Genomic DNA, 26,800 nt, shown 5'->3' on the forward strand with positions numbered 1-26,800 from the left:
CAGACAGCATCACGAGCAGGCATGGGTTCGCGAGCAAGCTCGCTCCTACAGTCACCGGAAGCACCGGCGTGCTGTTGTAGGAGCGAGCTTGCTCGCGAACGCCCTTACGCGCCCTGAGTCAGGTGTTTGGCAATCGCCGTGCGCAGCGGTGGCAGGTTCTGCGCCAGGCGCAGGCCGGCGTTGCGCAACAGGCGCACCGGCGGACGCGGATCGGTGTACATGCCGACGATCAACCGGGTGGCCTGGTACAACGGCCAGGTCGCCAGGCGATGGGCCATGGCATAGCGACGCAGAGGCCAGGTACCACCGATATCGCCACCCCGGCGATGGGTCGCGAGGATTTCGTTGGCCAGCCGACGCTGGCTCTGCAAACCGAAGTTGAAGCCGTGCGCGGTGACCGGGTGCATGCCAACAGCGGCATCGCCGATCAGCGCGCTGCGCGGGCCGATGAAACGCTCCGAATACACGCCAACCAGCGGGTAGCTGTGACGCGGGCCGAGCAGCTCCATGCCGCCCAGCCGGCGATCGAAACGGCGCTCCATCTCGCGGGCGAAGGTCTGCTCATCCAACTCCAACAGCGGCGCCATCTCACGCTGCGGCAGAGTCAGCACCACCGAGGAGCGGTCGCCATTGATCGGTAGCAACGCCAGCGTCTGGCCGTAGCCGAACCACTCCCAGGCGACGTTGTGGTGCGGTTTCTCGTGGGCCATGCGGCAGACCATCATGGTCTTGCCGAAGTCCTCCATGCTGGCACCGATACCCAGCATGCGGCGGGTCTCGGAAAAGCGGCTGTCGGCAGCGACCAGCAGGCGCGCATGGACGCGGCTGTCATCGTCCAGGGTCAGCGCCACGCCATCCTGCCGGACCTGCAGCGAACGCAAGGCGCGTCCGCACACCAGCGAGACATCCGCGCATTCGTGCACCGCATCGAAGGCGACGCGACGGATCATCTGGTTGGAGACGAAATACCCCAGCTGTTCGGCGCCAGCGTGCTCGGCTTCGATGCGCAGGGTGAACAGCGACGGGCCATTGAGCACCTGGGCATCGCGCAGCGGCGAGATTTCCTGCGGGTCGATCCGCGACCACATCCCCAGGCGCTGCAGCTCGGCGCGGGAGGCGTGGGTCAGCGCGATCTCCCGGCCGTCCTCGGCGGGCTCGGCCACGGCGGCCAGCGGCTGGCGGTCGATCAGCAGGATCGACAGGCCGTTGCCCGACAGCGATCGGGCCAGGCAAAGCCCGGCGGGGCCGGCGCCGACGATGGCGATGTCCACGTGCATGGGTGACTCCTTTCGCTTGGGATGGGCGGTCCCGGAGTCTAGGCTGGCCACTGGCCGGTTTCGTTGCCGTGGATCAGTGGGCCGCGGCGAATACCTCCAAATGGACAGGCCTCAGCTGACCTAGATGGATAGCCGCACACCCCGCTCCGGGTCGATCACCGATGCACCCCGGCGCTTGTTCACCACCAGCTCGCCAATCTCGATCAACCGCGTGCGGGTGACGTTGCGGCTCAGGCCCAGCAGGTTGGCGGTGTGCACCTGGTTGCAGTGGCAGAAGCGATAGGCCGCGCGCAGCAGCGCATCTTCCACTCGCGCATGCAGGTTGCCGCCCTGCTCTTCGAACAGGCGCTGGAAGGCCTGCTGGAGAATCTGCTCGGCGCCCAGGGCTTCCAGCCGCGGCTCTTCACTGCGCTCGATGCGCAGGTTGGACAGGTGCAGGTCCTCCGCGCGCACCACGCCGTCGCGGCAGATCAGCAGCGTATGGTGGATGACGTTCTCCAGCTCGCGAATGTTCCCCGGCCAGGAATAGCTGCGCAGTTTCTGCGCGGCTTCCGCACTCAGCTGGCTCTGGCCGTAGCCCAGGCGCCGGCTGTACTCGGCAATGAAATGGCGGGTCAGCGGCAGGATGTCACCGGGCCGCTCGCGCAATGGCGACAACTCCAGGCTGACGACGTTGAGGCGGTAGTAGAGGTCCTCGCGGAAGTGCCCGGCATTGATCGCCTTCTCCAACTGCACGTTGGTCGCTGCCAGCACCCGCACGTTGATCGGGATGCTCTTGCGTGAGCCCAGGCGCACCACCTCACGCTCCTGTAATACGCGCAGCAGTTTCACCTGGATCGGCATCGGCAAGTCGCCGATCTCGTCGAGGAACAGGGTGCCGCCATCGGCCTCCTCGAACCAGCCGGCCTTGGCCGCCAGCGCGCCGGTGAAGGCGCCCTTCTCGTGGCCAAACAGCTCGGCCTCCACCAGAGATTCGGAGAAGGCCCCGCAGTTCACCGCCACGAACGGCCCGCTGCGACGAACACTGAGGTTGTGGATGTGGCGCGCCACCAGTTCCTTGCCGGTACCGGTCTCGCCGATGATCAGCACACTGGCCTCGCTGGGCGCGACCTGCTGCAGGTGGTCGAGCAGCGCCTGGGATTTGGGGTCCTCGAAGACCTGGGCGGTGGCGCGGATGGAGGTGGCCAGCGCGGGGGACTTGGGCAGCGTCAGCAGCCCTTCGGGTGTGGTCGCGTTCATGAGTAGAAAGTCGGTTGCGGCAGTTGCTGGTTCAGCGCCCAGTCGCCCAGCTCGCGGACCTTGTAGTCCACCGGGTCGTGCAGGGTCTGGGTGCGCAGGTTGCGCCAGTAGCGGTCGATGCGCAGCGCGGCATGGGTGGAGCGCGCACCGGTGACTTCGAACAGGCGATTGCAGATTTCCAGGCCGTTGCGGGTGGCCGCGACCTTCGCGGTGGCGATGGCCACGGCCAGCCGGCCGCGCTCCTCGGCATCCAGCGCCGCCCCCTTGCTCCAGGCTTCATCGAGCAGTTGAGCTGCGCGACGGACCAGCAGGCGCGTGCTTTCCAGGCCGACCCAGAACTCGCCGTAATGCGCGAGCACATAGGGGTCTTCACCTACCGTTGCGGCGTTGGAGCGGAACCACGGACGGGCTTCCTTGAGGGTGTACTGGCGGGCTTCCTCGAACGCGCCTTCGGCGATGCCAAGAAACACATGGGTGAAGATCAGCTGGGCGATCAGCGGGCGGAGGCAGGCGAACGGCGTGCTCAGCGGGCCTGGGTCGAGCAGCAGCTCGCTCTCCTCCACGCGCACGCGCTCAAAGGTAGCGCTGCCGCTGTCGGTCTGGCGCTGGCCCATGTTGTCCCAGTCGTGCGCGAGACTGATGCCGCTGCGCGCGGTGGGAATGGCGGCGATCAGCAGCTTGCCGCCCTCGCCGTCCAGCGCCGAGGCAATCAGCATTTGCGAATCCAGCGCGCCGGAGCAGAAGCTCTTGCGCCCGGAAAACTCGCGCCAGCCGGAGAAGGTACGCGACACGGTGCGGGTATCCAGCGGGTTCAGCGCATTGCCCCAGAACCATTGGTTGCGCGCGGTCAGCTCGAACCACGGCTGCCATTGCTCGGGCCGCGAGAACAGCCGCACGGTGGCCAGCATCAGGTGCTGGAAGCCGAACACGTGGGCGATGGAGCTGTCGACCACGGCGAACTGACGGACGATGTCCAGCGTGGTGCTCCAGTCGGCGCCCAGGCCGCCGTACTCGCTGGGGATGATCAGCGACAGCAGGCCGCTCTGGCGCAGCGCGTCGCGCTCGGCCTTCGGCGTGCCGCCACGGATGTCGCGCTCGGCGGCGGTTTCGGCGAAACCGGCGGCCAGGCGTTGGGCTATTTGCCCGGGTGTCTGTGCGTCGAGCCGCGTATTGGCGTTCACGCTCGCTTCCTCTTCAGTTCGATTCGGGTCAATTCGATTCGGGATCTGCCGGGCAAGCTGCCCGGCAGATCAGGGATGGCGGTTCAGCTCGCCTTGCGTCCGGGCAGCACGTCGTTGGCGATCATTTCGCCGAACGGCCCGGTGAGATTGGTTACCCCGCGACCCGCCAGGCTCGCGTAGGGTTCGGGCAGCAAGGGGAAGACCAGTTCGGCGAAGCGGTACGCCTCTTCCAGGTGCGGGTAGCCGGAGAAGATGAAGCTGTCGATCCCCAGGTCCGCGTATTCCTTGATGCGCTCGGCGACCTGCTGCGGGTCGCCCACCAGCGCGGTACCGGCGCCGCCGCGCACCAGGCCGACACCGGCCCAGAGATTGGGGTAGATCTCCAACTGGTCACGCCGCCCGCCGTGCAGCGCAGCCATGCGCCGCTGGCCTTCGGAGTCGAAGCGGGCGAAGGATTTCTGCGCGTTGGCGATGGTCTCGTCGGAGATATTGGCGATCAGCTTGTCGGCGGCCTGCCAGGCTTCCTCGGCGGTCTCGCGGACGATCACGTGCAGGCGGATGCCAAACTTGACGGTGCGGCCCTGCTTCGCGGCTTTCTCGCGCACATCGGCAATCTTCTGCGCAACCGCTTGCGGCGGCTCGCCCCAGGTCAGGTAGACGTCCACCTGCTCGGCGGCGAGGTCGTGCGCTTCGGCGGAGGAGCCGCCGAAATACAGCGGCGGATACGGCTTCTGGATCGGCGGATAGAGCGCCTTGGCGTTCTCCACCTGCAGGTGCTTGCCGTTGAAATCCACGGACTCGCCCTGCAGCACGCGACGCCAGATGCGCAGGAATTCGTCGGTGACTTCGTAGCGCTCGGCGTGGCTCAGGTGGATGCCGTCGCCGCGGTTTTCATCCGGGTCGCCACCGGTGACCACGTTGATCAGCAGGCGCCCGCCGGACAGGCGATCCAGGGTCGCCGCCATGCGCGCGGACACCGTCGGTGAGACGATGCCGGGACGGATCGCCACCAGGTAACGCAGGCGCTCGGTGAGCGGTGCCAGGGCCGAGGCGACCACCCACGAATCCTCGCAGGAGCGGCCGGTGGGAATCAGCACGCCGTAATAGCCGAGGGAGTCGGCAGCCTGGGCGATCTGCTTGAGATACGGCAGCGATACCGGGCGCGCACCCTCGCTGGTACCAAGGAAGTGGCCGTCGCCATGAGTGGGCAGGAACCAGAACACGTTCATCGCGGGCTCCTCAGGCAGTCTTGCGCAGTTGCGGGCGGGCGAACAGCGGCGCTGCGCGTTCGGCGGCCAGCTGGATGCGGGCGCGCAGGGTGTCGCTGGTGATCTGGTAGTTGGCGAAGTCCGCTTCGCTGGCATACACGCCGATGGGCAGCGTGATCGACTGGAAGAAGCTGAACAGTGGGCGCAACTGGTGGTCGAGGACCAGCGCGTGGCGCTCGCTGCCGCCGGTGGCGGCGAGCAGCACCGGGGTGTCGATCAAGGCGTTCATGTCCACCAGGTCGAACAGGTGCTTGAGCAGGCCCGGATAGGAGCCACGGTAGACCGGTGAGGCAACCACCAGCAGGTCGGCGGTCTCGATCTCGCGCAGGGTGGCTTCCAGCTCGGCGGAGAGTTCCTGGCGGGACAATGCGGCACCCAGCGGGCGGGCGATGTCGGCCAGTTCGATGATTCGGGCTTCTACCGGAAGCTGCTCGCCGAGTGCATCGAGCACGGCCTGGGTGAGCACCAGGGTGCGCGAGGGGCGATAGGTGCCGCCGGAGACGGCGACCACTTTGATGGGGCTGGTCATGGGTTTTCCCTGTTGACTGTTGCGCTAGGTACAGAGGCCTTGAGCAAGGGCCGTACCAACCCCAGAAAGGGCCGAAACAACAAGGAAATGTACGATTTCAGGGCACTTCCGCCGGTTTTACCGGCGCCTCGTGTCACTCAGGCAACAGCACTGCTGATCGACTGTTTCCCAGGCAACACCCCGAACTCAGTGCACGGCCAGCTCGCGCAGGCCATGGGAGATATCCAGGCCGTCCAGTTCGGCCACGTATTCGCCGCTGGTCAGCAGGCCGATGCACGGCGTGGCACCGCGCTGGCGAAGCTCTCCGGCGGCCAGCTTGCGTGCCAGTGCCACCGCCGCCATGCAGGGGATGTTCGGGCCATGGTCCTGCTGTGCGAGCATTTCCCAGCACAGCGCCAGGGGCTTGCCGTCTCCGTCGACGCCCTGCAACTGCACGAACATGCCGCTGCGTCCATCACCCAGCGGCTCCATGGCGACCGCCAGGCGGTGCAGGCCGGCGCCGAGCCGCGCGGCATCCTTCACCAGTCCCGCACGCACCAGCCAGGACAAGCCCCAGGTGCCGAACTGGGTGAGGCGCAGGCCCAAACCGGCGGAGAAGCGCACGTCCTGCACGCCGGGATAGCGTTGCGGGAACAGGTCCAGGTCCGGCACATCACAATGGGCCAGCCAGCGCGACCCGAGAGGCGCGGCAAAGCGGTGGCGATTCAGCCCCTGCCAGCCGTGCACGTCCTGCCAGCGACCTTGCCGCCATTGGCGAACGGGTTTGCCGCAATAACCCAGCACCGCCGAGACGGTCGCCTGGCCGGGAATCTTCGCCGAAGAACTGATGCCGTGGTGAATGCTGTCCAGGCGCTGGAAGCGCGGCAGCAATTCGTCGATGACCGCCGCCGCCAGCGCCGGCACGGAGCTGGCGCCAGTGCACACCAGCACGCCGGCGCTGCGGGCGGCACGGTCGAGTTCGTGGATGCCGCAGACGAACTGGCGCGCATCGGCCAGATCGATGTAGTGCGCGCGGGCACCGATGGCGGCGCGGGCCACACGATAATCCTGCCCCTGGAAGGGCCCGGCAGTGGAAATCACCAGGTCGACCTTCAGTTCATTGAGACGCCCGGCCAGCGTCGGCTGGTTCATGTCCAGGCACACCGCCTCGCCCCCCACCTGGGAAGCCAGCTCGTTGGCGCGACGCTGATCACGTCCGCCCACCAGCACGCGGATGCCGTCGATAGCGCTCAGGCGACGGACGATGATGCTGCCGAAGTTGCCGTAACCGCCCAGCACCAGCACGCGAAATTTCCGTTCCATTCCCACTGACCCTGTTGCTCCCTGACTGCTGCTGGTCACGCCAGCTCCCTCATCCCGGCTTGCTGCCCTGGTACTGGGGCAGATTGTCTGCCAGTGGCCACCAGGAGGCCCTGGACCCGACGTAGTAATGTGCTTCGAGGTTTGTCCGCAAGGGTTCGTCCAGGGTTCCCGCACGCACCCGCAATATTTCCGGCAGCGCGTCACGGGCACTGTAGATGGGCGACCCGCAGGTGCGACAGAACACTCGTTTCTTCTGCGGCGAAGCGCGGAATTCGGCCAGTTGCGCCGCCCCACTGAGCAGCCTGAACCGGGCGACCTCCACCGGAATGTTGGTGGCGAACGGGCCGCCCTGCGCCTTGCGGCACTGGCTGCAATGACAGACCTGGATCGGCGCCAGCTCACCACTGATCTCGTAGCGCACCGCGCCGCACAGACAACCGCCCGAATGCATGCCCTGCCCCTCTTACGGTTTCACGGAGCGCAGGAGTCTAGATCAGGCTCGGTTACCTGCACCACCGTACTGAGGAGTGGATCTTCAGACTTCGCTACCCCAACCCAGCGGATAGAGCAGTTCTTCCTTGTAACCGGCCCACACCCGCACGGCCGCCGGGAAGCTCGCGTCCAGCCCGACGTCGCCGCTGTCCACCAGCAGCGGCCGGCCTTCGAGGGTGCCCAGCTTGCGCTTGGTGGCGATCACCCGAAGGCGCTCGATTCCGATAGCGCGCAGCACGCGCGGACTGATCTGCTGGTTGCCGCGCCCAAGGATATGCCCCTGCCCACCGATGGCGGTCACCAGCAGGAAGGCCGGATGCCCGTCCACCAACTCGAACAGCTGCGCCTCGGTAACGTCGCGGGCGATCACTGCGCCGTTCTCGATCACGTCGACGCCCAGCAGCGTGGTGTCCAGGTGCAGGTCGGCGGCCAGCCCGTGCAACGTCGAACCGGGGCCGAAAACATAGCGCACATCATCTTCCCAGCTGTCTTCCAGCCAGGCGGCGAGATCGGCCAGCACCAGTTCCTCGGTCTCCATACCCGCCTGCTTCACGTGCTGCATGAAGTGGCCTTCCTCGGGCACGGTCAGTTCGGCGTACCTGCGCGCGGCGACACGGCCTTCACGCAGGGCGGCTTCATCCAGGTCGCGCACCTCTCCCTGGGTGAGGCGCACCAGGCCGCCATCCACCAGCCGTCGCGCCAGCTCGCCGGCGGCGCGCGGGCTGATGGCATAGACCCCGGAATGGATTTTCACCCCAGCCGGAATGCCCAGCACCGGCTGACCTTCGCGGGCTACCTCGGCGACATCCCGCGCGGTGCCGTCGCCACCGGCGAAGAGGATCAGCGCCACGCCGGCCTGCTGCAGCGCCTGCACGGCGTGACGGGTATCCGCCGCGCTGCTCTGCTGCTGCTCCAGTTCGCCCACCTGGCGATGGGCGAAGCCCATGTCGGCCAGCAGGTCGGCGCCCATCGGGCCAGGAAAGGTGAGGAATTCCAGGCGCTCACGCACCGACAGCAGATGCTCCAGGGCGACCCGCGTGCGCTCCGCCGCCCGTGGCTCAGCGCCGCGCGCCAGGGCCAGTTCGGCAACGCCGTCGCTGCCCTTGAGCGCCGTCGGGCCCCCGATACCGGCCAGCGGATTGATGATCAGCCCTATGCGAATCCTGTCCATACTCATCCTCGAGGGAAACTTCTTCGAACCACCGGTGCAAGGCCGGGTCGGACCAGGGAAGTGGTCATTCCACTCACTATAACGACAAGCAAACGACCGGGGACTTCGCGATTGGCACGCAATCTGCGAGGGCATTACGGTCGTCTGTCTTCGGTGACGGTTCTTCGGCGCTGCCCTGCGCAGCCTCTGTCACCGGGGTTTCATCTGATCTGCCTAGACTGCAATGCACTGATGTAGAGGAGATTGGCCATGAGCCTGCAAACCCACCGTGATTCCACTCCCCGCCCCACCCCGCGCCAACCGCAGCAGCCGGTCGGCGGATCGATCATCGATGCCCAGGGCCGTGAAGTCCCGATCACCGAAGACATGATCCAGCGCGCCTGCCAGGAACTGGACAAGACCTGCGAGCCACCGCGCCGCTGACGTCCAGTACAGACGACACGGCGGCGCGTCCGCCCTACTCCCCGACCCGGTTGGCGCCCAGCGCGGTCAGCAGGCTTTCCAGGCGCGGCGATTCGCCCTGGATGTCCACCCACAGCCCGGTGATCTCGCGGCGCGGTGGGTAGTGCTTGCGCAACGCGTCGAAGGCCGCCCGCCGGGTCTGGGTATCGCCTACCAGGCTACGGCGGAAATTGGCGTCATCACTGCGCGGGTCGTATACCGCGCGGCAGAGCATCGCCAACGCCCAGTCCGGGTCGCACTCTTCCTTAAGGCTCAGCTCGGCCAGCCATTGCGCGGGCAACAGGTCGTCGAGATCGACTTCCGGCGCGCGCTGCTGCCAGGCGCAGAACGCCTCATAGATCTGCGCCGTACCGCGCAGCTTGCCGTCGAGGCTGTAGCCGGCGATGTGCGGAGTGGCAATGCGGCAGAGTTCGGCCAGGCGTACGTTCACTTCCGGCTCGCCCTCCCAGACATCCAGCGCCACGTCGATATCCGCGCCGGATTCCAGGTGAATGCGCAGCGCTGTGTTATCGACTACGCCGCCACGGCTGGCGTTGATCAGCCAGGTGCCGGGGCGCAGCGCCTTCAGGCGCGCGGCGTCGATCAGGTGGCGCGTCGGGTTTTCGCCGTCACGGGTCAGCGGCGTGTGCAGGCTGATCACGTCGCACTCGCGCAGCACTTCTTCCAGGCTGCGGAAGTCACCGCCCTCGGCGGCAGCGCGCGGTGGGTCGCAAACGCGGACATCCCAACCCAGCCCACGCAGCACATCCACCAGGCGTCCGCCCACCTGCCCCGCGCCGATCACCCCATAACGACGCTCAGAGAGCTTGGCGCCATGTACTTCGGCCAGCGCCAACAGGCTGCCCAGCACCCAATCCACCACGCCGCGGGCGTTGCAGCCTGGCGCGCTGGACCAGGCGATACCGGCCTCGGCGAAGTAGTCGAGGTCCAGGTGATCGGTGCCGATGGTGCAGGTGCCGACGAACTTCACCTGGCTGCCCGCGAGCAACTCGCGGCTGACGTCGGTCACCGAGCGCACCAGCAGGACTTCGGCATCGCCCAGGGCGGCACGGTCGATCCCGCGCCCCGGCAGACGGCGGATATCACCATGGGCGCCGAAGAAGGCTTCGACCAGGGGAATGTTTTCATCGGCAAGGATACGCATGGGCTGACTCCAGAAATCGGCTGCGGCTACTTTACCAGCGTGGCGGGCGGTATAGGCGCACTGATCGGTTGTGCAGCAACGGACACAAACGCCGCGTGGTCAGCTTCCAGCCCGAAACTCTGTGCTCGAATCAGCCCTCACCCTAACCCTCTCCCAAAGGGAGAGGGGATCGTTCAGTGCAGGATGAAATCTTGGCATCAGCCGGTACTTCCAGCTCCCTCTCCCTCCGGGAGAGGGTTGGGGTGAGGGGCAAGCCCAGGTACAAACTTACCGAAAACACCTCAGCCGTCGCTGCAGGTAAGGCTTCTCGCGACGTCCAGAGGGACTCGCGGCAAACACCTGCTTTCCTGTCCGCACCGACACCCCTTAAACTGGCCGGCTTCCCGCCAATTCTTCTTGCCAAGGAAAGCCGTGACCAGCCTCGCCCAGCCCGTCTCCCGCGGACGGCGCACCGCCACCGAACTCAAGGAACTGCTGACCCTCGCAGCACCGATCATGATCGCCCAGCTGGCCACTACCGCCATGGGCTTCGTCGATGCGGTGATGGCTGGCAGCGTGGGGCCGCGCGACCTGGCTGCCGTGGCGCTGGGCAACTCGATCTGGATTCCGATCTTCCTGCTGATGACCGGCACACTGCTCGCCACTACTGCCAAGGTGGCCCAGCGCTACGGCGCGGGCGACCAGGCCGGCACCGGCCCGCTGGTGCGTCAGGCATTGTGGCTGGCGCTGCTGGTCGGCCCGCTGGCGGGAGCGACGCTGTGGCTGCTCTCCGAGCCGGTGTTGCGGGCGATGAAGGTCGAGCAAGCGCTGATCGAGCCCAGTTGCTTCTACCTGCGCGGCATCGCCTGCGGCCTGCCGGCGGTTGCGCTGTACCACGTTCTGCGCTGCTACAGCGACGGCCTGGGCCGGACCCGCCCGAGCATGGTGCTGGGCATCTGCGGGCTGATGCTGAACATCCCGATCAACTACGTGCTGATATACGGCCACCTCGGCTTCCCGGCCCTGGGCGGCCCCGGCTGCGGCTGGGCCACCGGCTCGGTGATGTGGTTCATGCTGCTGGGCATGCTGGTGTGGGTGAACTGGGCCAAGGTCTACAAGCCCAGCGAACTGTTCCGCCACTGGGAACTGCCGCAACCGAAGGTGATCGGCAGCCTGGTGGCGGTGGGCTTGCCCATCGGCATCGCGGTGTTCGCCGAGTCCAGCATCTTCTCGGTGATCGCCCTGCTGATCGGCGAGCTTGGCGAGAAGGTCGTCGCCGGGCACCAGGTGGCGCTGAACTTCAGTGCGCTGGTGTTCATGATTCCCTATTCGCTGGCGATGGCCGTGACGGTGCGCGTCGGCCAGTCGCTGGGCGCCGGGGCCCCGCGCGATGCGCGCTTCGCTGCCGGCGTGGGCATGGGCGCGGCATTGGCGTACGCCTGCATTTCCGCCAGCGGCATGCTGCTGATGCGTGAACACATCGCCGGGCTCTACACCCAGGACCCGGACGTACTGGCGCTGGCGGCCACGCTGCTGGTGTTCTCCGCGCTGTTCCAGTTCTCCGACGCCGTACAGGTCACCGCCGCCGGTGCCCTGCGCGGCTACCAGGACACCCGCGCGACCATGATCATGACCCTGTTCGCCTACTGGGGCATCGGCCTGCCGGTGGGCTACAGCCTCGGCCTCGCCCACTGGCTGCAGGAACCCACCGGCCCGCGCGGCCTGTGGGAAGGTCTGATCGTCGGCCTGACCTGCGCGGCGATAATGCTGTGCATCCGCCTGTCGCGCAGCGCCAAGCGGCAGATCGTGCTGAACGAGAGGCGCGTGGCTGGCTGATAGCGCAATACGTCAAGGAATCTGTAGGAGCGAGCTTGCTCGCGAACCGCTTGACGCCCATGCCCTCGGGAAATCCGTTCGCGAGCAAGCTCGCTCCTACATCAACAAAAAAGCCGCCCGAGGGCGGCTTTTTCGTTTCGTATCCCCGGATCAGTCAGTGACCAGTGCCGGCTTCGGTCGACTGCTCAATGTCGTCCCAACAGAGGCCACGATGATGGCGCCGATGGCGATCCACTGGTGCGACGTCAGCTGCTCGCCGAGGAACACCAGGCCGGACAACGCCCCGAACGCCGGCTCGATGCTCATCAGGGTGCCGAAGGTGCGCGCCGGCAGACGGGTCAGGGCGACCATCTCGAGGGTATAGGGCAAGGCACTGGAGAGGATCGCCACGCCCAGCAACGCCGGGAACAGGCTGACATCCAACAGCGCCATGCCACTGTGGGCAATGCCGATCGGCGCCACGCAGATCGCCGCGATGCTGATGCCCAGTGCGGCACCCTGCGCGCCCAGGTCATTGCCTGCACGCTGGCCGAAGATGATGTAGAGCCCCCAGCAGACACCCGCCCCCAGCGCCAGCGCGGCGCCCTTGGGGTCGATGCCATTGCCGAAGTCCGCAATGGGCAGCAGCAGGCCGAGGCCGACCACCGCGATGGCGATCCACAGGAAGTCGATGGGTTTGCGCGAATAGAACAGCGCCACCGCCAGCGGCCCAGTGAACTCCAGAGCAACGGCCACACCCAGCGGAATGGTCTGCAGCGCCATGTAGAAAGTCAGGTTCATCAGGCCCAGGGTCACGCCGTAGATGAACAACGGCTTGAGCGGCTTGCCACGCAGCGAGGTGCGCCACGGGCGGAGGATCGCCAGCAGGAGGATGGCGGCGAAGACCAGGCGCATGGAGGTCACGCCTTCGGCGCCGAGCACCGGGAACAGGCTCTTGGCGACCGATGCGCCGGTCTGGATCGAGGCCATCGACACGATCAGGATGAGAATGGGGAAGGCAGTGGACAGAAAGCGAGAGCGAGGCATGATGCGGACCTGAACAGGCGTTGCAACGGTTGGGATTTCTTGGTTGACTGTTATGCGCAACATAATGCGCAAAAAGGCCAGAATGAGCAATATACTGCCCACTCCTTCCGAACGTCCCAGTGTGCTGGTGCACGTCGCCGATAACGTGAAGACCCACCGCCGCAGCGCCGGCTTCAGCCAGGACGCACTGGCCAAGGCCTCGGGCGTCAGCCGGCGGATGCTGGTCGGCATCGAGAGCGGCGACACCAACGTCAGCCTCGCCACCCTTGACCGCATCGCCGCCGCCCTGAAAGTCACCTTTGCCGATCTGGTTCGCCCGCCCTCCACCGGTGGCCTGTCCCGTGTCGACGCCGTCGCCTGGGGCGGCCAGCAGGCCGACAGCCGCGGCACCCTCCTCGCCAGCACCCCCGCCACCCGCCAGGCCGAACTCTGGCACTGGGCGCTCGCCCCCGGCGACCGCTACAACGCCGAGCCCGACGCCGAAGGCTGGTACGACATGGCCTATGTCATCGAAGGCCGGCTGACCATTGTCCTCGCCGAGGAGACGGTGGACGTCGAGGCCGGTGGGTTCCATGTGTTCAAGAGCAACCAGCCGTTTTCCTACCAGAACCATGGGGATGTACTGGTGCGGTTTGTGCGCAACGTCGTGAACTGAATCCACTACAGCCACGCTTATCGGCGCTCATCGCGGGCATGCCCGCTCCTACAGATCGACTCCGGCGTTTGCGCGGCGTAGGAGCGGACTCTGTCCGCGAGAGACTTACCGCCGCACCCGTCCGAACAGGGAGCTGGGCGGAATCATCGCGGACAGAGTCCGCTCCTACGACAGCAAGCACCCGCCGCTTTGGCTTCGAGGACTTCCAGAGAAATGTCCGCGCACCCCGAATGCCCCGTTCAACGAGGGAATTTTTCGCCTAAGCGAAAAACCGGATGTCCGGAGCAAGCCTTCTTGGTTACTTCTTCGGCGTTTGGAAGAAGTGACTCGCCCGAGGGAGTCCGCGCACACGCCGAAGCAGCGCAGACACACCTAACCGTAAGCAAGAGCATCGCGGAGAAGCTCCGCTCCCACAGAGAGCCCCATCGGTCCGACCAACATAGACAAAAAGGCCCGCAACATGCGGGCCTTCCTCGTTTACACCAAGCGTCAGCTGCTTTGCGGCATCTCGCCCCGCGCCAGGCGCGCATTGATATCGGCGATCACCGCCGGCAGTTCGACGATGGTGTCGATCAGGTAATGCGGACGCGAGCCCTCGAACATCTGGCCGATGCGACGGCGCTCCTGCTCCAGCTTCTCCGCCGGCAGTGCCTTGTACTGCTCATAGGTCAGGCCCAGGGCGTTGCCCGAGCAGGTCAGCGCCACAGTCCACATGCCGGCGCTGCGGCCTTCGAGGATGCCCGGCCAGGTGTCGTCGACCTTCACGCAGGCTGCCACGTCATTGATGCCCAGGGCGATCACATTGGCCAGCGCCTGTGCCGGGTGCGGCCGACCATTGGGCACTTCATCGGTGGCGACCACGTGGTCGGCGACGTAGCCGTTGGTCTTCGCCAGGGCGACGACCTTTTCCATCACCACCGCCGGATAACCGGAGCAGGAACCGACCTTCAGCCCACCTTTGCGCACGGCGGCGATGGCGTCCAGCGCGCCGGGAATCAGCGCCGAATGCTCGGCGATCTTTTCGATCTGCAGCGGCATGAAACGCTCGTAGATGGCAGTGACGTCATCGTCGCTCGGCACACGGCCGAACTTGGCCTTGTAGCGCTCGGCGATGGCCGGGATGTCGCACAGCGTGCGGATATGGTCCCACTTGCCCATGCCCATCGGGCCGCGGGCTTCTTCCAGGCTGACCTGCACGCCGAACTCGGCGAAGGCTTCGACGAAGATCTGCGTCGGCGCGAAGGAGCCGAAGTCGACCACGGTGCCGGCCCAGTCGAGGATGACAGCTTGCAGTTGCTTGGGTTGTTCGTAATTCATGGCGTTCAATCCTGTGAGAATTCGGGCGGGCGTCAGATTTCGAAAACTTCCATTTCCTTCAGCGTCTCGGCGATGGCCGCGACGGCGGCGCGCATGCCGCTGGCATCGACCTGGCCGATGCAACCGACGCGGAAGGTTTCCACCTGGGTCAGCTTGCCCGGGTAGAGGATGAAACCCTTCGCGCGCACCCGGTTGTAGAACTCGGTGAAGCTGTAGCGGGCGTCACTGGGGGCATGGAAGGTGACGATGATCGGCGCCTGGATCTCGGCCGGCAGGAAGCTGCGGAACCCCAGCCCGGCCATCTCGGCCAGCAGAGTCTGGCAATTGTTTGCGTAACGCTGATGACGGGCCGCGAGGCCGCCCTCTTCCTCGTACTGGCTCAACGCTTCATGCAGCGCGGCGACCACGTGGGTCGGCGGCGTGAAGCGCCACTGGCCGGTCTTGGCCATGTAGGCGTGCTGGTCCTGGAGGTCCATGGACAACGAGTGGCAGTTGCCGGCACTGGCGTTCAGGGCGGTGCTGCGGGCGAAGACGAAGCCCATGCCCGGTACGCCTTCCAGGCATTTGCCGGAAGCGGCGATCAGCGCATCGAACTGAATGCGGCGGGCGTCGATATCCAGCGCGCCGAAGGAGCTCATGGCATCGATGATCAGACGCTTGCCGTGGGACTCGATGACCTTGGCGATGTCCTCCAGCGGGTTGAGGATGCCGGTACTGGTTTCGCAGTGGATCAGCGCAACGTGGGTGACGCTCGGGTCCGCGCTGAGCAGGCGGTCGACGTCGGCGGCGGTGGTCGGCACGTCCTCTTCGGTTTCGAAGGTGCTGAACTCGCGGCCGATCACCTGGCAGATCTTCGCCAGGCGCTTGCCATAGGCGCCATTGATCAGCACCAGCACCTTGCCATCACGCGGCACCAGGGTGCCGATGGCAGCTTCGACGGAGAAGGTGCCGCTACCCTGCAGGGGTACGCAGGTGTGGGTCGCCTCGCCGTGAATGATCGCCAGCAGGCGCTTGCAGACGTCGGCAGTCAGGTCGTTGAAGTCGCGGTCCCAGGACCCCCAGTCGACCATCATGGCGCGACGGGTGCGGGGGGACGTGGTCAGCGGACCGGGAGTCAGCAGGATGGGGGCTCGCTCGGCAGTGCTCATGCTCGATTCCTCTTTCTTGGGAACGTCGTCAGGGCTGAATTCGGTTGGGCCGGGCGGGTTCGCCGTGGCCTGGGCATAACTTGCCGGCCGGGCAGATATCGTTCAAATTGTTTATCACGATGCACTGCATAAGCCGGACATATACCTTATGAACCTCTTCCAGCTCCGCGCCTTCGACGCCGTCGCCCGCGAACGCAGCTTCACCCGCGCCGCCGAGCGCCTGTTCATCAGCCAGCCAGCGGTGACCGGACATGTGAAGGCGCTGGAGGAGCACTACCAGGTCAACCTGTTCCGCCGCACTGCGCGTGGCGTGGAACTGACAGAAGATGGCGTACGCCTGTCAGCTATCAGTCGCACACTATTCGCCCTGGAGGAGGAAGCCGAGGCCATGCTCGACGCCAGCCGCGAGCTGGTGACTGGGCGCATCGAAGTGGCCGCCGACGGCCCGCACCTGGTGATGCCAATGCTCGCCCGGCTGCGTGCAAGCTACCCCGGCATCACCGTCAACCTGCGTCTGGGCAACGCCCAGGAAACCCTCGCCGCGCTGCTGGACGAACACGTCGATATCGCTGTGCTGACCGAAGTGGAGCCGCGCGCCGGGCTGTTCCTGCGCGAGCTGGTGGAATCGCGCATCTGCGCGCTGGTGCCGGCCAGCCATGCGTGGGCCGGGTATGTCGGCGAACTGCCGCTGGCTGAACTGGATCAGCAGATCATGGTGCTGCGCGAGCCCGATTCCATCACCCGGCGTACCTTTGACGCAGCCTGCTCGGCCCAGTCGGTGGAGCCGCGGGTGCTGCTGGAGCTGGACAGCCGTGAGGCGGTGACCGAGGCGGTCGCGGCGGAACTGGGGGTGGGCATCGTGTCGTCGATGGAGGTGAGTCCCGACCCACGCGTGAAGGCCATTCCCCTGAGCGGCGAGGGCCTGATGAATCGACACGCCATCGGTTGCCTGGAGCGCCGCCGGGGATTGCGGGTGGTGAGTGCGTTTCTGGAGTTGGCGGAGGGCTGAATCCGCCGTAGGGCGTATAACACTCCGCGCTATCCGCCGTTCAACCGCTGCCCGGTGAGCCTCGGGGCCACGATGAGCCAAGGGTATCGGCGTACAACCGCGAACGGTTGTACGCCCTACGCCGGCAAATCTTCCTTCACCAGGTCGAGAAAAGTCGCCACGATTCGCCGCGTGCTCTGCTCACGCAGGCACACCAGCGTCTCGCTCATGTGTCGTTCGCAATCGACGATCGGCAATGCCTGGACACGGTTGTCCGAACCGAATTCCGCCGCCGACACCACGCCCACGCCAATGCCCGCCACGACCGCCTCACGGGCGGCCTCGCGGCCCTCGACTTCGATCGCCGCGCGCATGCGCAAGCCGGCGCGGCGCATTTCCTCCTCCAGCGTCTGGCGGGTGACCGAGCCGTGCTCACGCAGCACTAACGGCGCGTCGTCGAGGTCAGCCAGATGGATCGACTCGCGGCCCGCCCAGGGATGGCCGCTGGCGACGAAGGCGACGATGGGGTCACGGCGCAGGGTAAAGGACACCAGGCGCTCGTCCTCCACCGCACGCCCGAGCAGCGCCAGGTCGGCGCGATAGCCGAACAAAGCCTGCAGCGACTCGTCGGTATTGCCCGTCTCGATGCGTACACGAATGCCGGGGTGGCGCTGGCAGAACAGCGCCACCTGCGGCAGCAGGTGAACTGCCGCATCCACCGCCAGCACCAGGCTGCCGGTCTGCAGCGCGCTGGACTCCTGCAACAGCTCCTGGGCCTCGGCCTCGATCACGAACAATCTCTGGGTCACCGCCAGCAGGCGCTCGCCCAATTCCGTCAGCCGTACCGAGCGCTTGTTGCGATGGAACAGCAGCACGCCGTACCGCTCCTCCAGCTTGCGAACCTGGTCGGATACGGCCGGCTGGGTGAGGAACAGGCGCTCCGCGGCACGAGTGAAGCTGCCGTGCACGGCGACGGCATGGAAGGCTTTGAGCTGAGCGTGTGAAACGGACATGCAGGCATTCCTCGCAAGCGGCGATCTGACCGCTTTCCAGCCAATCGACGGAAAGCGACTACAGGGTCATACGACCTGGACGCGAAGGTCGCACAGCAACGAACTTAAAAGGAAAACTTATTTTTAAAATTTGATAAATCGATTTCAGTTATTTATTCGGAATTGTTTCTATCGCTTCACCGCCGCTTCCCACGTGTTTTTCGGCGGTACGCAGAACAGCCTCCGTGCTTCTGACCCGCGCCGCCTCGGCGACGCGCAGTGCTCATGCTCCTAGAACAACAAGAACAAGAAAGGCGTTACCTCAACGACTGCCGGCACAGCACACACAACAAGAACGAGGTCAGATCATGCTCAACCCTCACGGCAACGCAGCATCGCGCTCGCCCTTCGCATCGATCCAACGCTGGCGCTGGCAGATCTTCGCCATCACCTGGCTGGCCTACGCGGCCTTCTACTTCACTCGCAAGGCTTTCTCGGTGGCCAAGCTGGGCATCGGCGAGGACCCTAGCTTCCACCTCGACAAGGCCATGATGGCCAATCTCGACGCCACCTATCTCGCGGCCTACGCCGTAGGCCAGTTCACCTGGGGTGTGCTCGCCGACCGCTTCGGCCCACGGGTGGTGGTGCTCGGCGGCCTGGTGATTTCCGCCGCTGCGGCCATCGTCATGGGCACCTGGGCGACCCTGCCGGTGTTCGCCACCTGCATGGTCATCCAGGGCCTGGCGCAGTCCACCGGCTGGTCGGGGCTGTGCAAGAACATCGGCAGCTTCTTCGCCACCCACGAACGCGGTCGCATCCTCGGCCTGTGGAGCACCTGCTACGCCTTCGGTGGGCTGGTCGCCTCGCCCTTCGCCGGCTGGTGGGCGTATTCGGTGTTCGGTACCTGGCATGCGGCCTTCTACTCCAGCGCCGCGGTGGTGGGCGGCGTGGCCGTGCTGTTCCTGCTGCTGCAGCGCAATCGCCCGCAGGACGTCGGCCTGCCACCGCTGGAAGACGAACCCGAGGCCGTGCGCTACGCCGGCTTCAAGCCCGAGGGGCAGAACCCCGGCATCAGCGAAACCCTGCGCCTGGTGCTGCGCAATCGCACCGTACTGACCCTGGGCCTGGCCTACTTTCTGCTCAAGCCGGCGCGCTACGCGATACTGCTGTGGGGCCCGGTGATCGTCTATGAACGAATGCCCGGACTGGGCAAGGTGGGTGCAGCGATCCTGCCGACTTCCTTCGAGATCGCCGGCCTGCTCGGGCCGATCCTGATCGGCCTGGCCTCGGACAAGATCTTCGGCGCACGGCGCATGCCGGCCTGCGTGATCAGCCTGATCGCCCTCACCGCCTGCCTGGCGCTGTTCGTCCCGGCCATGCAGACCGGCAGCAGCCTGCTGGTATTCGCCCTGCTGTTCATGATGGGCCTGACCCTCTACGGACCGGACTCGATGATCAGCGGTTCAGCCGCCATCGACTTCGGCACCGGCAAGGCCGCCGCCACCGCCGCCGGCTTCGTCAATGGTTGCGGCTCGGTCGGCGCGATCCTCGGCGGCCTGTTGCCCGGCTACTTCGATACCTACAGCGTGTTCATCGGCTTCACCATCGCCGCGCTGGTCTCCGCCGCGATTCTGCTGCCGCACTGGAACAGCCTGCCGGAGGGCTCCGCGTCCTCGGCCGCACGCGTTCCGAACCGCTCCGTGAAGGTGCGCATGGCGCGCTCCTGAAGTCCCTGCACAAGGATGTGCCTCCACCTCCGCTACAGGTAATCCCCATGAACATCGAACGCTTCGGCGTGGTGAAACGCCGCGCCGAAATGGTCCTGCACGACCACACGCTCTACATCGGCGGCCAGGTCGCCAGCGATACCGCCGCCGGCATCGAGGGCCAGACGCGGGAAATTCTCCACGGCATCGAGCAACTGCTGCACAGCCTCGGCGCCGATCGCACCCACCTGTTGTCGGTGCGCATCCTGCTGGCCGATCACGCGGACTACGCCGGGCTGAACGCCGTGTGGGACGACTTCTTCCCGCTCGGCCATGCCCCGACCCGCGCCTGCACCCTGGCGCAGTTGATCGACCCCGCCTGGCGCGTGGAGATGATCGCCACCGCCGCCCTGCCCGACCAATGACCACGGAGAACGCCATGCGCCCCTTCTGGCTCGAACAGGCCCTGCTAAGTGATAACGAGCGCGCGGCCGCGCTCGAAGGCGAGACCCGCGCCGACGTCTGCATCGTCGGTGGCGGCTACACCGGTCTGTGGACCGCCATTCTGCTCAAGGAGCAGAACCCGGAACTCGACATCGTCATCGTCGAGGCCGACCTCTGCGGTGCCGGTGCCAGTGGGCGCAACGGCGGCTGCGCGCTGTCCTGGTCGGCGAAGTTCTTCACCCTGGAGCGCCTGTTCGGCCTGGCCGAGGCGATCCGCCTGGTGCGCGAGTCGGAGCGGAGCATCCACGCCATCGGGGAATTCTGCGAGCGCTATGGCGTGGATGCCGACTACCGCCCGGACGGCACCCTCTACACCGCCACCAACGTCGCGCAGGTGGGCTCCACCGACAGTGTCATCGCCGCGCTGGAGAAGCACGGCATCAACTCCTTCAGCAAGCGCCCGCTGGAAGACGTGCAGCGCATGGCCGGTTCGAGCAAGCACCTGGAAGGCTGGTTCTCCCCGGCTGCAGCCAGCGTGCAGCCGGGCAAACTGGTGCGCGGTCTGCGCCGGGTGGCGCTGCAATTGGGCGTGCGGCTCTACGAAGGGACGCCAATGACCGGCCTGGACCACGGCCAACCCGCCACCGTCCACACCGATCGCGGTTCGGTCAGCGCCGACCGCGTGGTGCTGGCGATGAACGCCTGGATGGCCCGCGCCTTCCCGCAGTTCGAGCGCAGCGTGGCGATCGTTTCCAGCGACATGATCATCACCGAACCCCGCCCGGACCTGCTGCGGGAAATCGGCCTGACCTCCGGCGTCACCGTGCTGGATTCGCGCATCTTCGTGCACTACTACCACAACACCCCGGACGGCCGAATCATGCTCGGCAAGGGCGGCAACACCTTCGCCTACGGCGGCCGCATGCTGCCGGTGTTCGATCGCCCCTCGCCGTACCTGGGGCTGCTGCGCGAGAGCCTGACGGACTTCTTCCCCGCCTTCGCCGAAGTCCCCATCGCGGCGAGCTGGAACGGTCCCTCGGACCGCTCGGTGACCGGGCTGCCGTTCTTCGGCCAGTTGGGCGACGCGGGCAACGTGTTCTACGGCTTCGGCTACTCCGGTAGCGGCGTCGGGCCGTGCCACATGGGCGGGCAGATTCTCAGTTCACTGGTCCTGGGGCTGGACAACGAATGGACCCGTTCGCCGCTCACGCAAGGTCCACTGGGCTTCTTCCCGCCCGAGCCGATCCGCTACGTCGGCTCGTTGATGGTGCGCAATGCCATTCGCCGCAAGGAGCGCGCCGAGGACTGCAACCAGCGTCCGCGCCGCCTGGATGTGCGCCTGGCGCGCTTCGCTGCCGCCGCAGGCAAGGCCGACAAGGCCTGACGATTTCCCCCTCATCTGCCGGCTGAGGGAATGGGCGAGGCGCCCCGCGCGCCTCGCCCTTTTTTCGTTGCCCCTAAACATCCGGAACCACGGATGGGCTTGTGCCATGAGTCACGGCTGAATAATATTGATTATCATTTGAAATAAATCCTGCTGGACACCCTTGTGAGCACTTCCAACCTCGACGCGGTCTTCCTGGCCCAGCGCCTGCCTTTGCTGCGCACGCTCGTACGGATGGTGAAGAACCCGAGCATCGCCGAAGACCTGGTGCAGGAAACCTACCTGCGCGTCGCCCGCACCCTGCTCGAACGCCGCATCGATCACCTGGAACCCTTTCTCTTCCAGACTGGCCGCAACCTCGCCCTGGACCATCTGCGCCATCTGCGCATGCAGTCGCGGACCATGCTCGAGGATGTGCCCTTCGACGTGGTGCAGTCCGTGCCCGCGCCCGGTTCCAGCGCCGAGGACCAGTTGCACGCGCAGAAGCTGCTCGAACGCCTGGGTGCCACCCTCGAAGAGCTCAGCGAACGTCAGCAGCGCATCTTCATCCTCAGCCGCCTGCACGGCTGCGGCTATGCGGAGATCGCCGAGCAGCTCGATATTTCGCCCAGCACGGTGCAGAAGGAACTGAAACTGATCATGGCGATCTGTGTCGGACTGGTCAGCCGCCTCGAGGAATCGGTATGACGGACTACCGTTCGCCGGTCGATTCGACAACAATGCGCGGCTCACCACCCCAGCACCGCCCCGAGGATCACCCCTTGCCCCACGCCGCGCCGCCCGACGACCAGCAGATGGCCGAAGCCCTCGACTGGCTGATCCTCGAGGACGACATGGACGCCACCACCCGTGCGCGCTTCGACGCCTGGCTCGCCGCCAGCGAAGGCAACGCGCGTGCTTACCAGCGCGTGCGCGACGCGTGGCAGTCGCCGCTGCTGCCCGTCGCCGCTGCGCGCCTGGAACGCAAACTGGCGCAGGAAAAGGCCCGACCGCCGACTCGCCCACGCCGCTTCTGGAAACCCGTCGCCACGGCTGCGGCGCTGGTGCTCGCCATCGGTGTCGTGGTGCAGGGCGACCTGCTGACGCGCCTGCGCGCGGACCATCTCACCGCGGTCGGCGAACGCCAGAAGGTCCAGCTGGCCGACGGCTCCAACGTGCTGCTCAACACCGACACCGCGTTCTCCAGCAAGGTCGATGACCAGCAGCGCGTCGCCCGCCTCTACCGCGGCGAAGTCTTCTTCGACGTCGCCCATGACCGCAGCCGCCCCTTCGAGGTGGAGGCCGGGCCGGTGCAGGTCACCGTACGCGGCACCGCGTTTGCCGTGCGCTACCTGGGCAACGAGGCGGAAGTCAGCGTGCAGCGCGGCGAAGTGGACCTGCGCACGCGTCTGGATGACGCCCGCGTAAGCCTCGGTGCCGGCGACAGCATCCGCGTCGGCCCGCAGGGCTTTGGCGAGCGCCAGCACGGCGCGGAAGCCGAGTCCCAGCTGGCCTGGGTGAAGGGCCGCATGGTGTTCGAAAACTGCCCGATGAGCCAGGTGCTGGCCGAGCTGCGCCGCTACTATCCGGGCTGGATCGTGAACACCAACGAGCGCCTGGACAACGTCAGCGTCACCGGCAACTGGCGCCTGGACGATCCACTGGGCGTGGCGCGCTCGCTGGCCCAGATCACCTCCGCCGAGCTGCACGAATACCCGAAACTGCTGATTCTCAACTGATAGCCCGCACCCGATAAAAGTATTTTTACGCGATCCGAAAGGCTCGTTCGTTTAGTCAGAAGACAATGCAATAGATTCGCATTTACGAATGCGAACAAAGACTGACTAAGAGAGCCCTTCGATGACCATTGCTTCTTCGCGTGCCCCTCTGCGCCGGCTGTCCGCGCCGGCCAGCATCTCGCTGCTCGCCCTGTCCATCGGCCTCGCCAGCCTGCCGGCCACCTCCGCCCTGGCTGCCGAAGCCAGCCAGACCCAGGCCGGCTACAGCTTCGACATCGCCCGCCAGCCGCTGCCCCAGGCACTGAACGCGTTCAGCACGGTGACCGGCTGGCAGGTGGGCGTGGCCGGTGACCTGGCTGACGGCGTGGAATCCCCGGGCGTCAGCGGCCGCCTGCCGGCGGAACGCGCATTGAAGACGCTGCTCGGCGGCACCGGCCTGACCGTGCGCCAGCTCGGCCCGCGCAACGTGGTGCTGGAGCGCAACCTCTCCTCCGTCGCCGAGATGCAGCCGCTCACCGTCACCGCCACCCGCCAGGCGCAAAGCGTCACCTCGGTACCGTCCACGGTGAACGTCGTCGGCCGCGAAGAGCTGGACCGCAAGAACGTCAACACCATCAAGGAACTGGTGCGCGACATGCCCGGCGTCTCCGTCGGCGGCACCGGCAACCGTGCCGGCATCACCGGCTACAACATCCGTGGTATCGACGGCGACCGCGTGCTGACGCAGGTCGATGGCGTCGAGATTCCCAACAGTTTCTTCAATGGCCCGTACGCGCAGACCGAGCGCAACTACGTTGACCCGGAAATCGTCAAGCGCGTGGAAATCCTCCGCGGGCCAGCTTCGGCCCTGTACGGCAGCAACGCCATCGGTGGCGCGGTGAGCTACTTCACCCTCGACCCGGACGACATCATCAAGGACGGCCAGGATGTCGGCGCGCGCCTGAAGACCGGCTACAGCTCCGCCGATGACAGCTGGCTGACCTCCGCCACCGTTGCCGGCCGCCACGACGACTTCGACGGCCTGCTGCACCTGAGCCAGCGCAACGGCCACGAGACCGAGTCCTACGGCAGCCACGGCGGCACCGGCCTGTCGCGCACCGAAGCCAACCCGGAAGACGTGCGCACCACCAACGTGCTGGCCAAGCTGGGCTGGAACTACGCCGAAGGCAGCCGCTTCGGCCTGGTCTACGAGAAGTACAAGGACGACGTCGATACCGACCAGAAGAGCGCCTACGGCGGCCCGTACTTCAATGGCGCACCGACCATCCCCGACTCCGTACTGCCCGGCGGCATGTACCAATGGCGCACCGGCAACGACACCATCACTCGCGAGCGCTACGGCCTGGAACACCAGATGCTGCTGGACAGCGCGGTGGCCGATCACCTGAAGTGGACCTTCAACTACCAGATCGCCAAGACCGACCAGAGCACCGACGAGTTCTACTACCCGATCACCCGCCAGGTCCTGCGTACCCGCGAGACCCAGTACAAGGAGCGCCAGTGGGTGCTCGACCTGCAGATGGACAAGGCCTTCGCCCTGGGCGATACCGACCACCTGCTGACCTACGGCACCACCCTCAAGCGGCAGAAAGTCACCGGCTACCGCGAAGGCGGTGCCAGCTGCCTGGCCGTCAGCCGTACCTGCCCCACCATCGGCGGCCCGAGCACCGTGGCCAGCGACCAACTGGCACGCAGCAGCGACTTTCCCGATCCGACCATCGACACCTACGCCCTCTTCGCCCAGGACGAGATCCGCTGGAACGACTGGACCTTCCTGCCCGGCCTGCGCTACGACCATACCCGCCTGAAGCCGCACCTGACCGACGAGTTCCTCAACACCGTCGACCAGAGCGGCGATGGCGAAGTGAGCAGCGAAAGCAAGACCTGGCACCAGCTCTCGCCCAAGCTCGGCGTGACCTACGCGTTCAACGACAACTACCTGTGGTACGGCCAGTACGCCCAGGGCTTCCGCACCCCGACCGCCAAGGCGCTCTACGGCCGCTTCGACAACCCCACCAGCGGCTACCGCGTGGAGCCCAACCCGGACCTGGACCCGGAACGCAGCCAGAGCTACGAAACCGGCCTGCGCGGCAACTTCGAGGAAGGCTCGTTCGACGTGGCGGTCTTCTATAACAAGTACCGCGACTTCATCAACGAAGACGCCATTACCCCCGGCTACGACGAACCGACCTTCACCAGCAACAACATCAAGCACGCCATCATCAAGGGCGTGGAACTGAAGGGTCGCCTGGAGCTGGGCGCCTTCGGCGCGCCGCAGGGTCTCTACACCAAGGGCTCGGTGGCCTACGCCTACGGCCGCAACAAGGACACCGGCGAGCCGATCAACAGCGTCAACCCGCTCACCGGCGTATTCGGCCTGGGCTACGACGAACAGGCTGGCCGCTACGGCGCGCTGCTCGACTGGACCCTGGTCAAGCGCAAGAACCGCGTGGACGACAGCCAGTTCAACGCTCCGGACGGCACCAGCAGCCAGTTCAAGACCCCGGGCTTCGGCATCCTCGACCTGACCGGCTACTACAAGCTGACCGACGACCTGACCCTCAACGCCGGCCTGTACAACCTCACCGACAAGAAGTACTGGCTGTGGGATGACGTGCGCGGCTACGACGGCGTCGGCGAAGCGGCGGTACTGGCCCCGGCCAACCTCGACCGCCTGACCCAGCCGGGCCGCAACTTCGCGATCAACCTGGTGTGGGATATCTGATGCACTGGTTGGCACGGGATTGCTGATGAACCCCGTGCCAGCTCTGTTCGCGAGCAAGCTCGCTCCTACGAAGAGCGTCAAACCCTGTAGGAGCGAGCTTGCTCGCGAACCCGCTTCGCTCCGTCATCACCCATTGAACATCCGACAATCTTTACGCTTTCCCAACGCTGATTCGTCTCGTCTACAAAGCCGTGTAATTTCAAGGAATTGGACATGACCACCCTGGAACTCCCCGCCCTGCGCTCGCAGCGCCTGAACGCGCTGACCCACGCCCCCCACGAGCGTCTCGACCACGCCGTAAAGGCTCGCGAGCCCTTCTCCAGCCGCGAGCGCTTCGCCCGCTTCGTGGTCGCCCAGTACCTGTTCCAGTCCGAGCTGCAGGCCCTGTACCAGGACGCCGAGCTGGGCAAGATCTTCCCTGACCTGCCGCAGCGCTGTCGCGCCGAACAGGCCCGACTGGACCTGGCCGACCTCGATACCGAAGTACCCGCCCCGGTTGCCGGCGCCATCGCCAACCCGAGCCAGGCCCATGCCCTGGGCTGGCTGTTCGTCTCCGAAGGCTCCAAGCTCGGTGCTGCCTTCCTGATCAAGCGCGTCGCCGCGCTGGGCCTGGACGAGAACACCGGCGCGCGCCACCTGGGCGAGCCCGAAGGCGGCCGCGCCGAAGGCTGGAAGCGCTTCACCCGCACCCTCGATGGCCTGGAGCTGAGCGAGGCCGAAGAGCGCGAAGCCGAAGCCGGCGCCGTGGCCGCCTTCGAGCGCTTCTCCCAACTGCTGCAACACAGCTACGACAGTGCTCCCGCCACCGTCTGACGCC

24 protein-coding genes are annotated in these 26,800 nt (G+C 66.1%); 11 read left to right on the forward strand and 13 right to left on the reverse strand.

Features of this window, described 5'->3' with window-relative positions; translation table 11 throughout:
* Window positions 1-104: 104 nt before the first annotated feature.
* The 8 genes from ubiM to AC2T4A_RS22245 all read right to left on the reverse strand — a co-directional run bounded on the left by ubiM (window position 105) and on the right by AC2T4A_RS22245 (window position 8,459).
* On the reverse strand, window positions 105-1,277 hold the full coding sequence (ubiM, locus tag AC2T4A_RS22210) for a 5-demethoxyubiquinol-8 5-hydroxylase UbiM (RefSeq protein ID WP_486741807.1): 1,173 nt from the start codon (window positions 1,275-1,277) through the stop codon (window positions 105-107).
* Window positions 1,278-1,397: 120 nt separating this feature from the next.
* Window positions 1,398-2,516, reverse strand: coding sequence for a sigma-54 interaction domain-containing protein (locus AC2T4A_RS22215; RefSeq protein ID WP_416747106.1), 1,119 nt, complete (start codon window positions 2,514-2,516; stop codon window positions 1,398-1,400).
* Window positions 2,513-3,697 (reverse strand): acyl-CoA dehydrogenase family protein, encoded by a 1,185-nt coding sequence (locus tag AC2T4A_RS22220; RefSeq protein ID WP_416747104.1) that lies wholly within the window; start codon window positions 3,695-3,697, stop codon window positions 2,513-2,515. Before AC2T4A_RS22220 ends, AC2T4A_RS22215 begins: the two co-directional genes overlap by 4 nt.
* An 83-nt stretch (window positions 3,698-3,780) precedes the next feature.
* A complete protein-coding gene (gene ssuD / locus AC2T4A_RS22225; RefSeq protein ID WP_416747102.1) occupies window positions 3,781-4,926 on the reverse strand; it encodes an FMNH2-dependent alkanesulfonate monooxygenase in 1,146 nt (381 codons plus the stop codon).
* Window positions 4,927-4,936: 10 nt separating this feature from the next.
* The gene (gene msuE, locus AC2T4A_RS22230; RefSeq protein ID WP_138216567.1) at window positions 4,937-5,494 is read right to left on the reverse strand and encodes an FMN reductase; all 558 of its coding nucleotides are present in this window, start codon (window positions 5,492-5,494) and stop codon (window positions 4,937-4,939) included.
* Window positions 5,495-5,680: 186 nt separating this feature from the next.
* Window positions 5,681-6,796 (reverse strand): saccharopine dehydrogenase family protein, encoded by a 1,116-nt coding sequence (locus tag AC2T4A_RS22235; RefSeq protein ID WP_416747099.1) that lies wholly within the window; start codon window positions 6,794-6,796, stop codon window positions 5,681-5,683.
* Between the two features lie 49 nt (window positions 6,797-6,845).
* Window positions 6,846-7,247 (reverse strand): GFA family protein, encoded by a 402-nt coding sequence (locus AC2T4A_RS22240; RefSeq protein WP_486741808.1) that lies wholly within the window; start codon window positions 7,245-7,247, stop codon window positions 6,846-6,848.
* 84 nt (window positions 7,248-7,331) lie between these two features.
* Window positions 7,332-8,459 (reverse strand): ATP-NAD kinase family protein, encoded by a 1,128-nt coding sequence (locus AC2T4A_RS22245; protein WP_486741809.1) that lies wholly within the window; start codon window positions 8,457-8,459, stop codon window positions 7,332-7,334.
* Window positions 8,460-8,708: 249 nt separating this feature from the next.
* Between AC2T4A_RS22245 and AC2T4A_RS22250 the strand changes: the two genes are divergently transcribed.
* Window positions 8,709-8,882 carry a PA1571 family protein gene (locus AC2T4A_RS22250; protein WP_416747094.1) on the forward strand — a complete coding sequence of 58 codons (174 nt, stop codon included), beginning with the start codon at window positions 8,709-8,711 and terminating at the stop codon, window positions 8,880-8,882.
* 34 nt (window positions 8,883-8,916) lie between these two features.
* On the opposite strand, the gene pdxB is transcribed toward AC2T4A_RS22250, so the two are convergent.
* Complete coding sequence (gene pdxB / locus AC2T4A_RS22255; protein WP_478379088.1) at window positions 8,917-10,065, reverse strand: 4-phosphoerythronate dehydrogenase PdxB; 1,149 nt, start codon at window positions 10,063-10,065, stop codon at window positions 8,917-8,919.
* Between the two features lie 411 nt (window positions 10,066-10,476).
* Between pdxB and AC2T4A_RS22260 the strand changes: the two genes are divergently transcribed.
* Window positions 10,477-11,880: an MATE family efflux transporter gene (locus tag AC2T4A_RS22260; protein ID WP_416747090.1), complete on the forward strand. Its 1,404-nt coding sequence runs from the start codon at window positions 10,477-10,479 to the stop codon at window positions 11,878-11,880.
* 150 nt (window positions 11,881-12,030) lie between these two features.
* Here AC2T4A_RS22260 and rhtA read toward each other — a convergent pair whose 3' ends face one another.
* Window positions 12,031-12,906 (reverse strand): threonine/homoserine exporter RhtA, encoded by an 876-nt coding sequence (gene rhtA, locus AC2T4A_RS22265; protein ID WP_416747088.1) that lies wholly within the window; start codon window positions 12,904-12,906, stop codon window positions 12,031-12,033.
* Window positions 12,907-12,958: 52 nt separating this feature from the next.
* Here rhtA and AC2T4A_RS22270 point away from each other — a divergent pair, with 52 nt between their 5' ends.
* Window positions 12,959-13,561 carry a helix-turn-helix domain-containing protein gene (locus AC2T4A_RS22270; RefSeq protein WP_416747086.1) on the forward strand — a complete coding sequence of 201 codons (603 nt, stop codon included), beginning with the start codon at window positions 12,959-12,961 and terminating at the stop codon, window positions 13,559-13,561.
* A gap of 489 nt (window positions 13,562-14,050) precedes the next feature.
* Here AC2T4A_RS22270 and phnX read toward each other — a convergent pair whose 3' ends face one another.
* Complete coding sequence (gene phnX, locus AC2T4A_RS22275) at window positions 14,051-14,878, reverse strand: phosphonoacetaldehyde hydrolase (RefSeq protein WP_416747084.1); 828 nt, start codon at window positions 14,876-14,878, stop codon at window positions 14,051-14,053.
* Window positions 14,879-14,910: 32 nt separating this feature from the next.
* A complete protein-coding gene (locus AC2T4A_RS22280) occupies window positions 14,911-16,026 on the reverse strand; it encodes a 2-aminoethylphosphonate--pyruvate transaminase (RefSeq protein WP_486741810.1) in 1,116 nt (371 codons plus the stop codon).
* Window positions 16,027-16,174: 148 nt separating this feature from the next.
* Between AC2T4A_RS22280 and AC2T4A_RS22285 the strand changes: the two genes are divergently transcribed.
* Complete coding sequence (locus tag AC2T4A_RS22285) at window positions 16,175-17,035, forward strand: LysR substrate-binding domain-containing protein (protein ID WP_416747080.1); 861 nt, start codon at window positions 16,175-16,177, stop codon at window positions 17,033-17,035.
* Between the two features lie 116 nt (window positions 17,036-17,151).
* Here the strand turns inward: AC2T4A_RS22285 and AC2T4A_RS22290 are convergent, their stop codons facing one another.
* On the reverse strand, window positions 17,152-18,027 hold the full coding sequence (locus AC2T4A_RS22290; protein ID WP_416747078.1) for a LysR substrate-binding domain-containing protein: 876 nt from the start codon (window positions 18,025-18,027) through the stop codon (window positions 17,152-17,154).
* 347 nt (window positions 18,028-18,374) lie between these two features.
* On the opposite strand from AC2T4A_RS22290, the gene AC2T4A_RS22295 reads away from it, so the two are divergent.
* The 7 genes from AC2T4A_RS22295 to AC2T4A_RS22325 all read left to right on the forward strand — a co-directional run bounded on the left by AC2T4A_RS22295 (window position 18,375) and on the right by AC2T4A_RS22325 (window position 26,796).
* On the forward strand, window positions 18,375-19,733 hold the full coding sequence (locus tag AC2T4A_RS22295) for an MFS transporter (protein ID WP_486741811.1): 1,359 nt from the start codon (window positions 18,375-18,377) through the stop codon (window positions 19,731-19,733).
* A gap of 47 nt (window positions 19,734-19,780) precedes the next feature.
* Window positions 19,781-20,137, forward strand: coding sequence for a RidA family protein (locus AC2T4A_RS22300; protein ID WP_486741812.1), 357 nt, complete (start codon window positions 19,781-19,783; stop codon window positions 20,135-20,137).
* Window positions 20,138-20,151: 14 nt separating this feature from the next.
* On the forward strand, window positions 20,152-21,540 hold the full coding sequence (locus AC2T4A_RS22305; protein WP_486741814.1) for an FAD-dependent oxidoreductase: 1,389 nt from the start codon (window positions 20,152-20,154) through the stop codon (window positions 21,538-21,540).
* 165 nt (window positions 21,541-21,705) lie between these two features.
* The gene (locus AC2T4A_RS22310) at window positions 21,706-22,227 is read left to right on the forward strand and encodes an RNA polymerase sigma factor (RefSeq protein WP_486741815.1); all 522 of its coding nucleotides are present in this window, start codon (window positions 21,706-21,708) and stop codon (window positions 22,225-22,227) included.
* A gap of 32 nt (window positions 22,228-22,259) precedes the next feature.
* On the forward strand, window positions 22,260-23,258 hold the full coding sequence (locus tag AC2T4A_RS22315; protein ID WP_486743714.1) for a FecR family protein: 999 nt from the start codon (window positions 22,260-22,262) through the stop codon (window positions 23,256-23,258).
* Window positions 23,259-23,379: 121 nt separating this feature from the next.
* Window positions 23,380-25,983, forward strand: a complete 2,604-nt coding sequence (locus AC2T4A_RS22320) for a TonB-dependent receptor (RefSeq protein WP_486741816.1) — start codon at window positions 23,380-23,382, stop codon at window positions 25,981-25,983.
* Between the two features lie 213 nt (window positions 25,984-26,196).
* The gene (locus AC2T4A_RS22325) at window positions 26,197-26,796 is read left to right on the forward strand and encodes a biliverdin-producing heme oxygenase (RefSeq protein ID WP_486741817.1); all 600 of its coding nucleotides are present in this window, start codon (window positions 26,197-26,199) and stop codon (window positions 26,794-26,796) included.
* Window positions 26,797-26,800: the final 4 nt, after the last annotated feature.

It is taken from the genome of Pseudomonas sp. PVC-3-1, from assembly GCF_057444315.1.

Bases quoted from the DNA above. Each gene is read 5' to 3' on its own strand.
- ubiM (WP_486741807.1), bottom strand. From the start codon at position 1,277: ATGCACGTGGACATCGCCATCGTCGGCGCCGGCCCCGCCGGGCTTTGC.
- AC2T4A_RS22215 (WP_416747106.1), bottom strand. From the start codon at position 2,516: ATGAACGCGACCACACCCGAAGGGCTGCTGACGCTGCCCAAGTCCCCC.
- ssuD (WP_416747102.1), bottom strand. From the start codon at position 4,926: ATGAACGTGTTCTGGTTCCTGCCCACTCATGGCGACGGCCACTTCCTT.
- msuE (WP_138216567.1), bottom strand. From the start codon at position 5,494: ATGACCAGCCCCATCAAAGTGGTCGCCGTCTCCGGCGGCACCTATCGC.
- AC2T4A_RS22235 (WP_416747099.1), bottom strand. From the start codon at position 6,796: ATGGAACGGAAATTTCGCGTGCTGGTGCTGGGCGGTTACGGCAACTTC.
- AC2T4A_RS22240 (WP_486741808.1), bottom strand. From the start codon at position 7,247: ATGCATTCGGGCGGTTGTCTGTGCGGCGCGGTGCGCTACGAGATCAGT.
- AC2T4A_RS22245 (WP_486741809.1), bottom strand. From the start codon at position 8,459: ATGGACAGGATTCGCATAGGGCTGATCATCAATCCGCTGGCCGGTATC.
- AC2T4A_RS22250 (WP_416747094.1), top strand. From the start codon at position 8,709: ATGAGCCTGCAAACCCACCGTGATTCCACTCCCCGCCCCACCCCGCGC.
- pdxB (WP_478379088.1), bottom strand. From the start codon at position 10,065: ATGCGTATCCTTGCCGATGAAAACATTCCCCTGGTCGAAGCCTTCTTC.
- rhtA (WP_416747088.1), bottom strand. From the start codon at position 12,906: ATGCCTCGCTCTCGCTTTCTGTCCACTGCCTTCCCCATTCTCATCCTG.
- AC2T4A_RS22270 (WP_416747086.1), top strand. From the start codon at position 12,959: ATGCGCAACATAATGCGCAAAAAGGCCAGAATGAGCAATATACTGCCC.
- phnX (WP_416747084.1), bottom strand. From the start codon at position 14,878: ATGAATTACGAACAACCCAAGCAACTGCAAGCTGTCATCCTCGACTGG.
- AC2T4A_RS22280 (WP_486741810.1), bottom strand. From the start codon at position 16,026: ATGAGCACTGCCGAGCGAGCCCCCATCCTGCTGACTCCCGGTCCGCTG.
- AC2T4A_RS22285 (WP_416747080.1), top strand. From the start codon at position 16,175: ATGAACCTCTTCCAGCTCCGCGCCTTCGACGCCGTCGCCCGCGAACGC.
- AC2T4A_RS22290 (WP_416747078.1), bottom strand. From the start codon at position 18,027: ATGTCCGTTTCACACGCTCAGCTCAAAGCCTTCCATGCCGTCGCCGTG.
- AC2T4A_RS22295 (WP_486741811.1), top strand. From the start codon at position 18,375: ATGCTCAACCCTCACGGCAACGCAGCATCGCGCTCGCCCTTCGCATCG.
- AC2T4A_RS22300 (WP_486741812.1), top strand. From the start codon at position 19,781: ATGAACATCGAACGCTTCGGCGTGGTGAAACGCCGCGCCGAAATGGTC.
- AC2T4A_RS22305 (WP_486741814.1), top strand. From the start codon at position 20,152: ATGCGCCCCTTCTGGCTCGAACAGGCCCTGCTAAGTGATAACGAGCGC.
- AC2T4A_RS22315 (WP_486743714.1), top strand. From the start codon at position 22,260: ATGCGCGGCTCACCACCCCAGCACCGCCCCGAGGATCACCCCTTGCCC.
- AC2T4A_RS22320 (WP_486741816.1), top strand. From the start codon at position 23,380: ATGACCATTGCTTCTTCGCGTGCCCCTCTGCGCCGGCTGTCCGCGCCG.
- AC2T4A_RS22325 (WP_486741817.1), top strand. From the start codon at position 26,197: ATGACCACCCTGGAACTCCCCGCCCTGCGCTCGCAGCGCCTGAACGCG.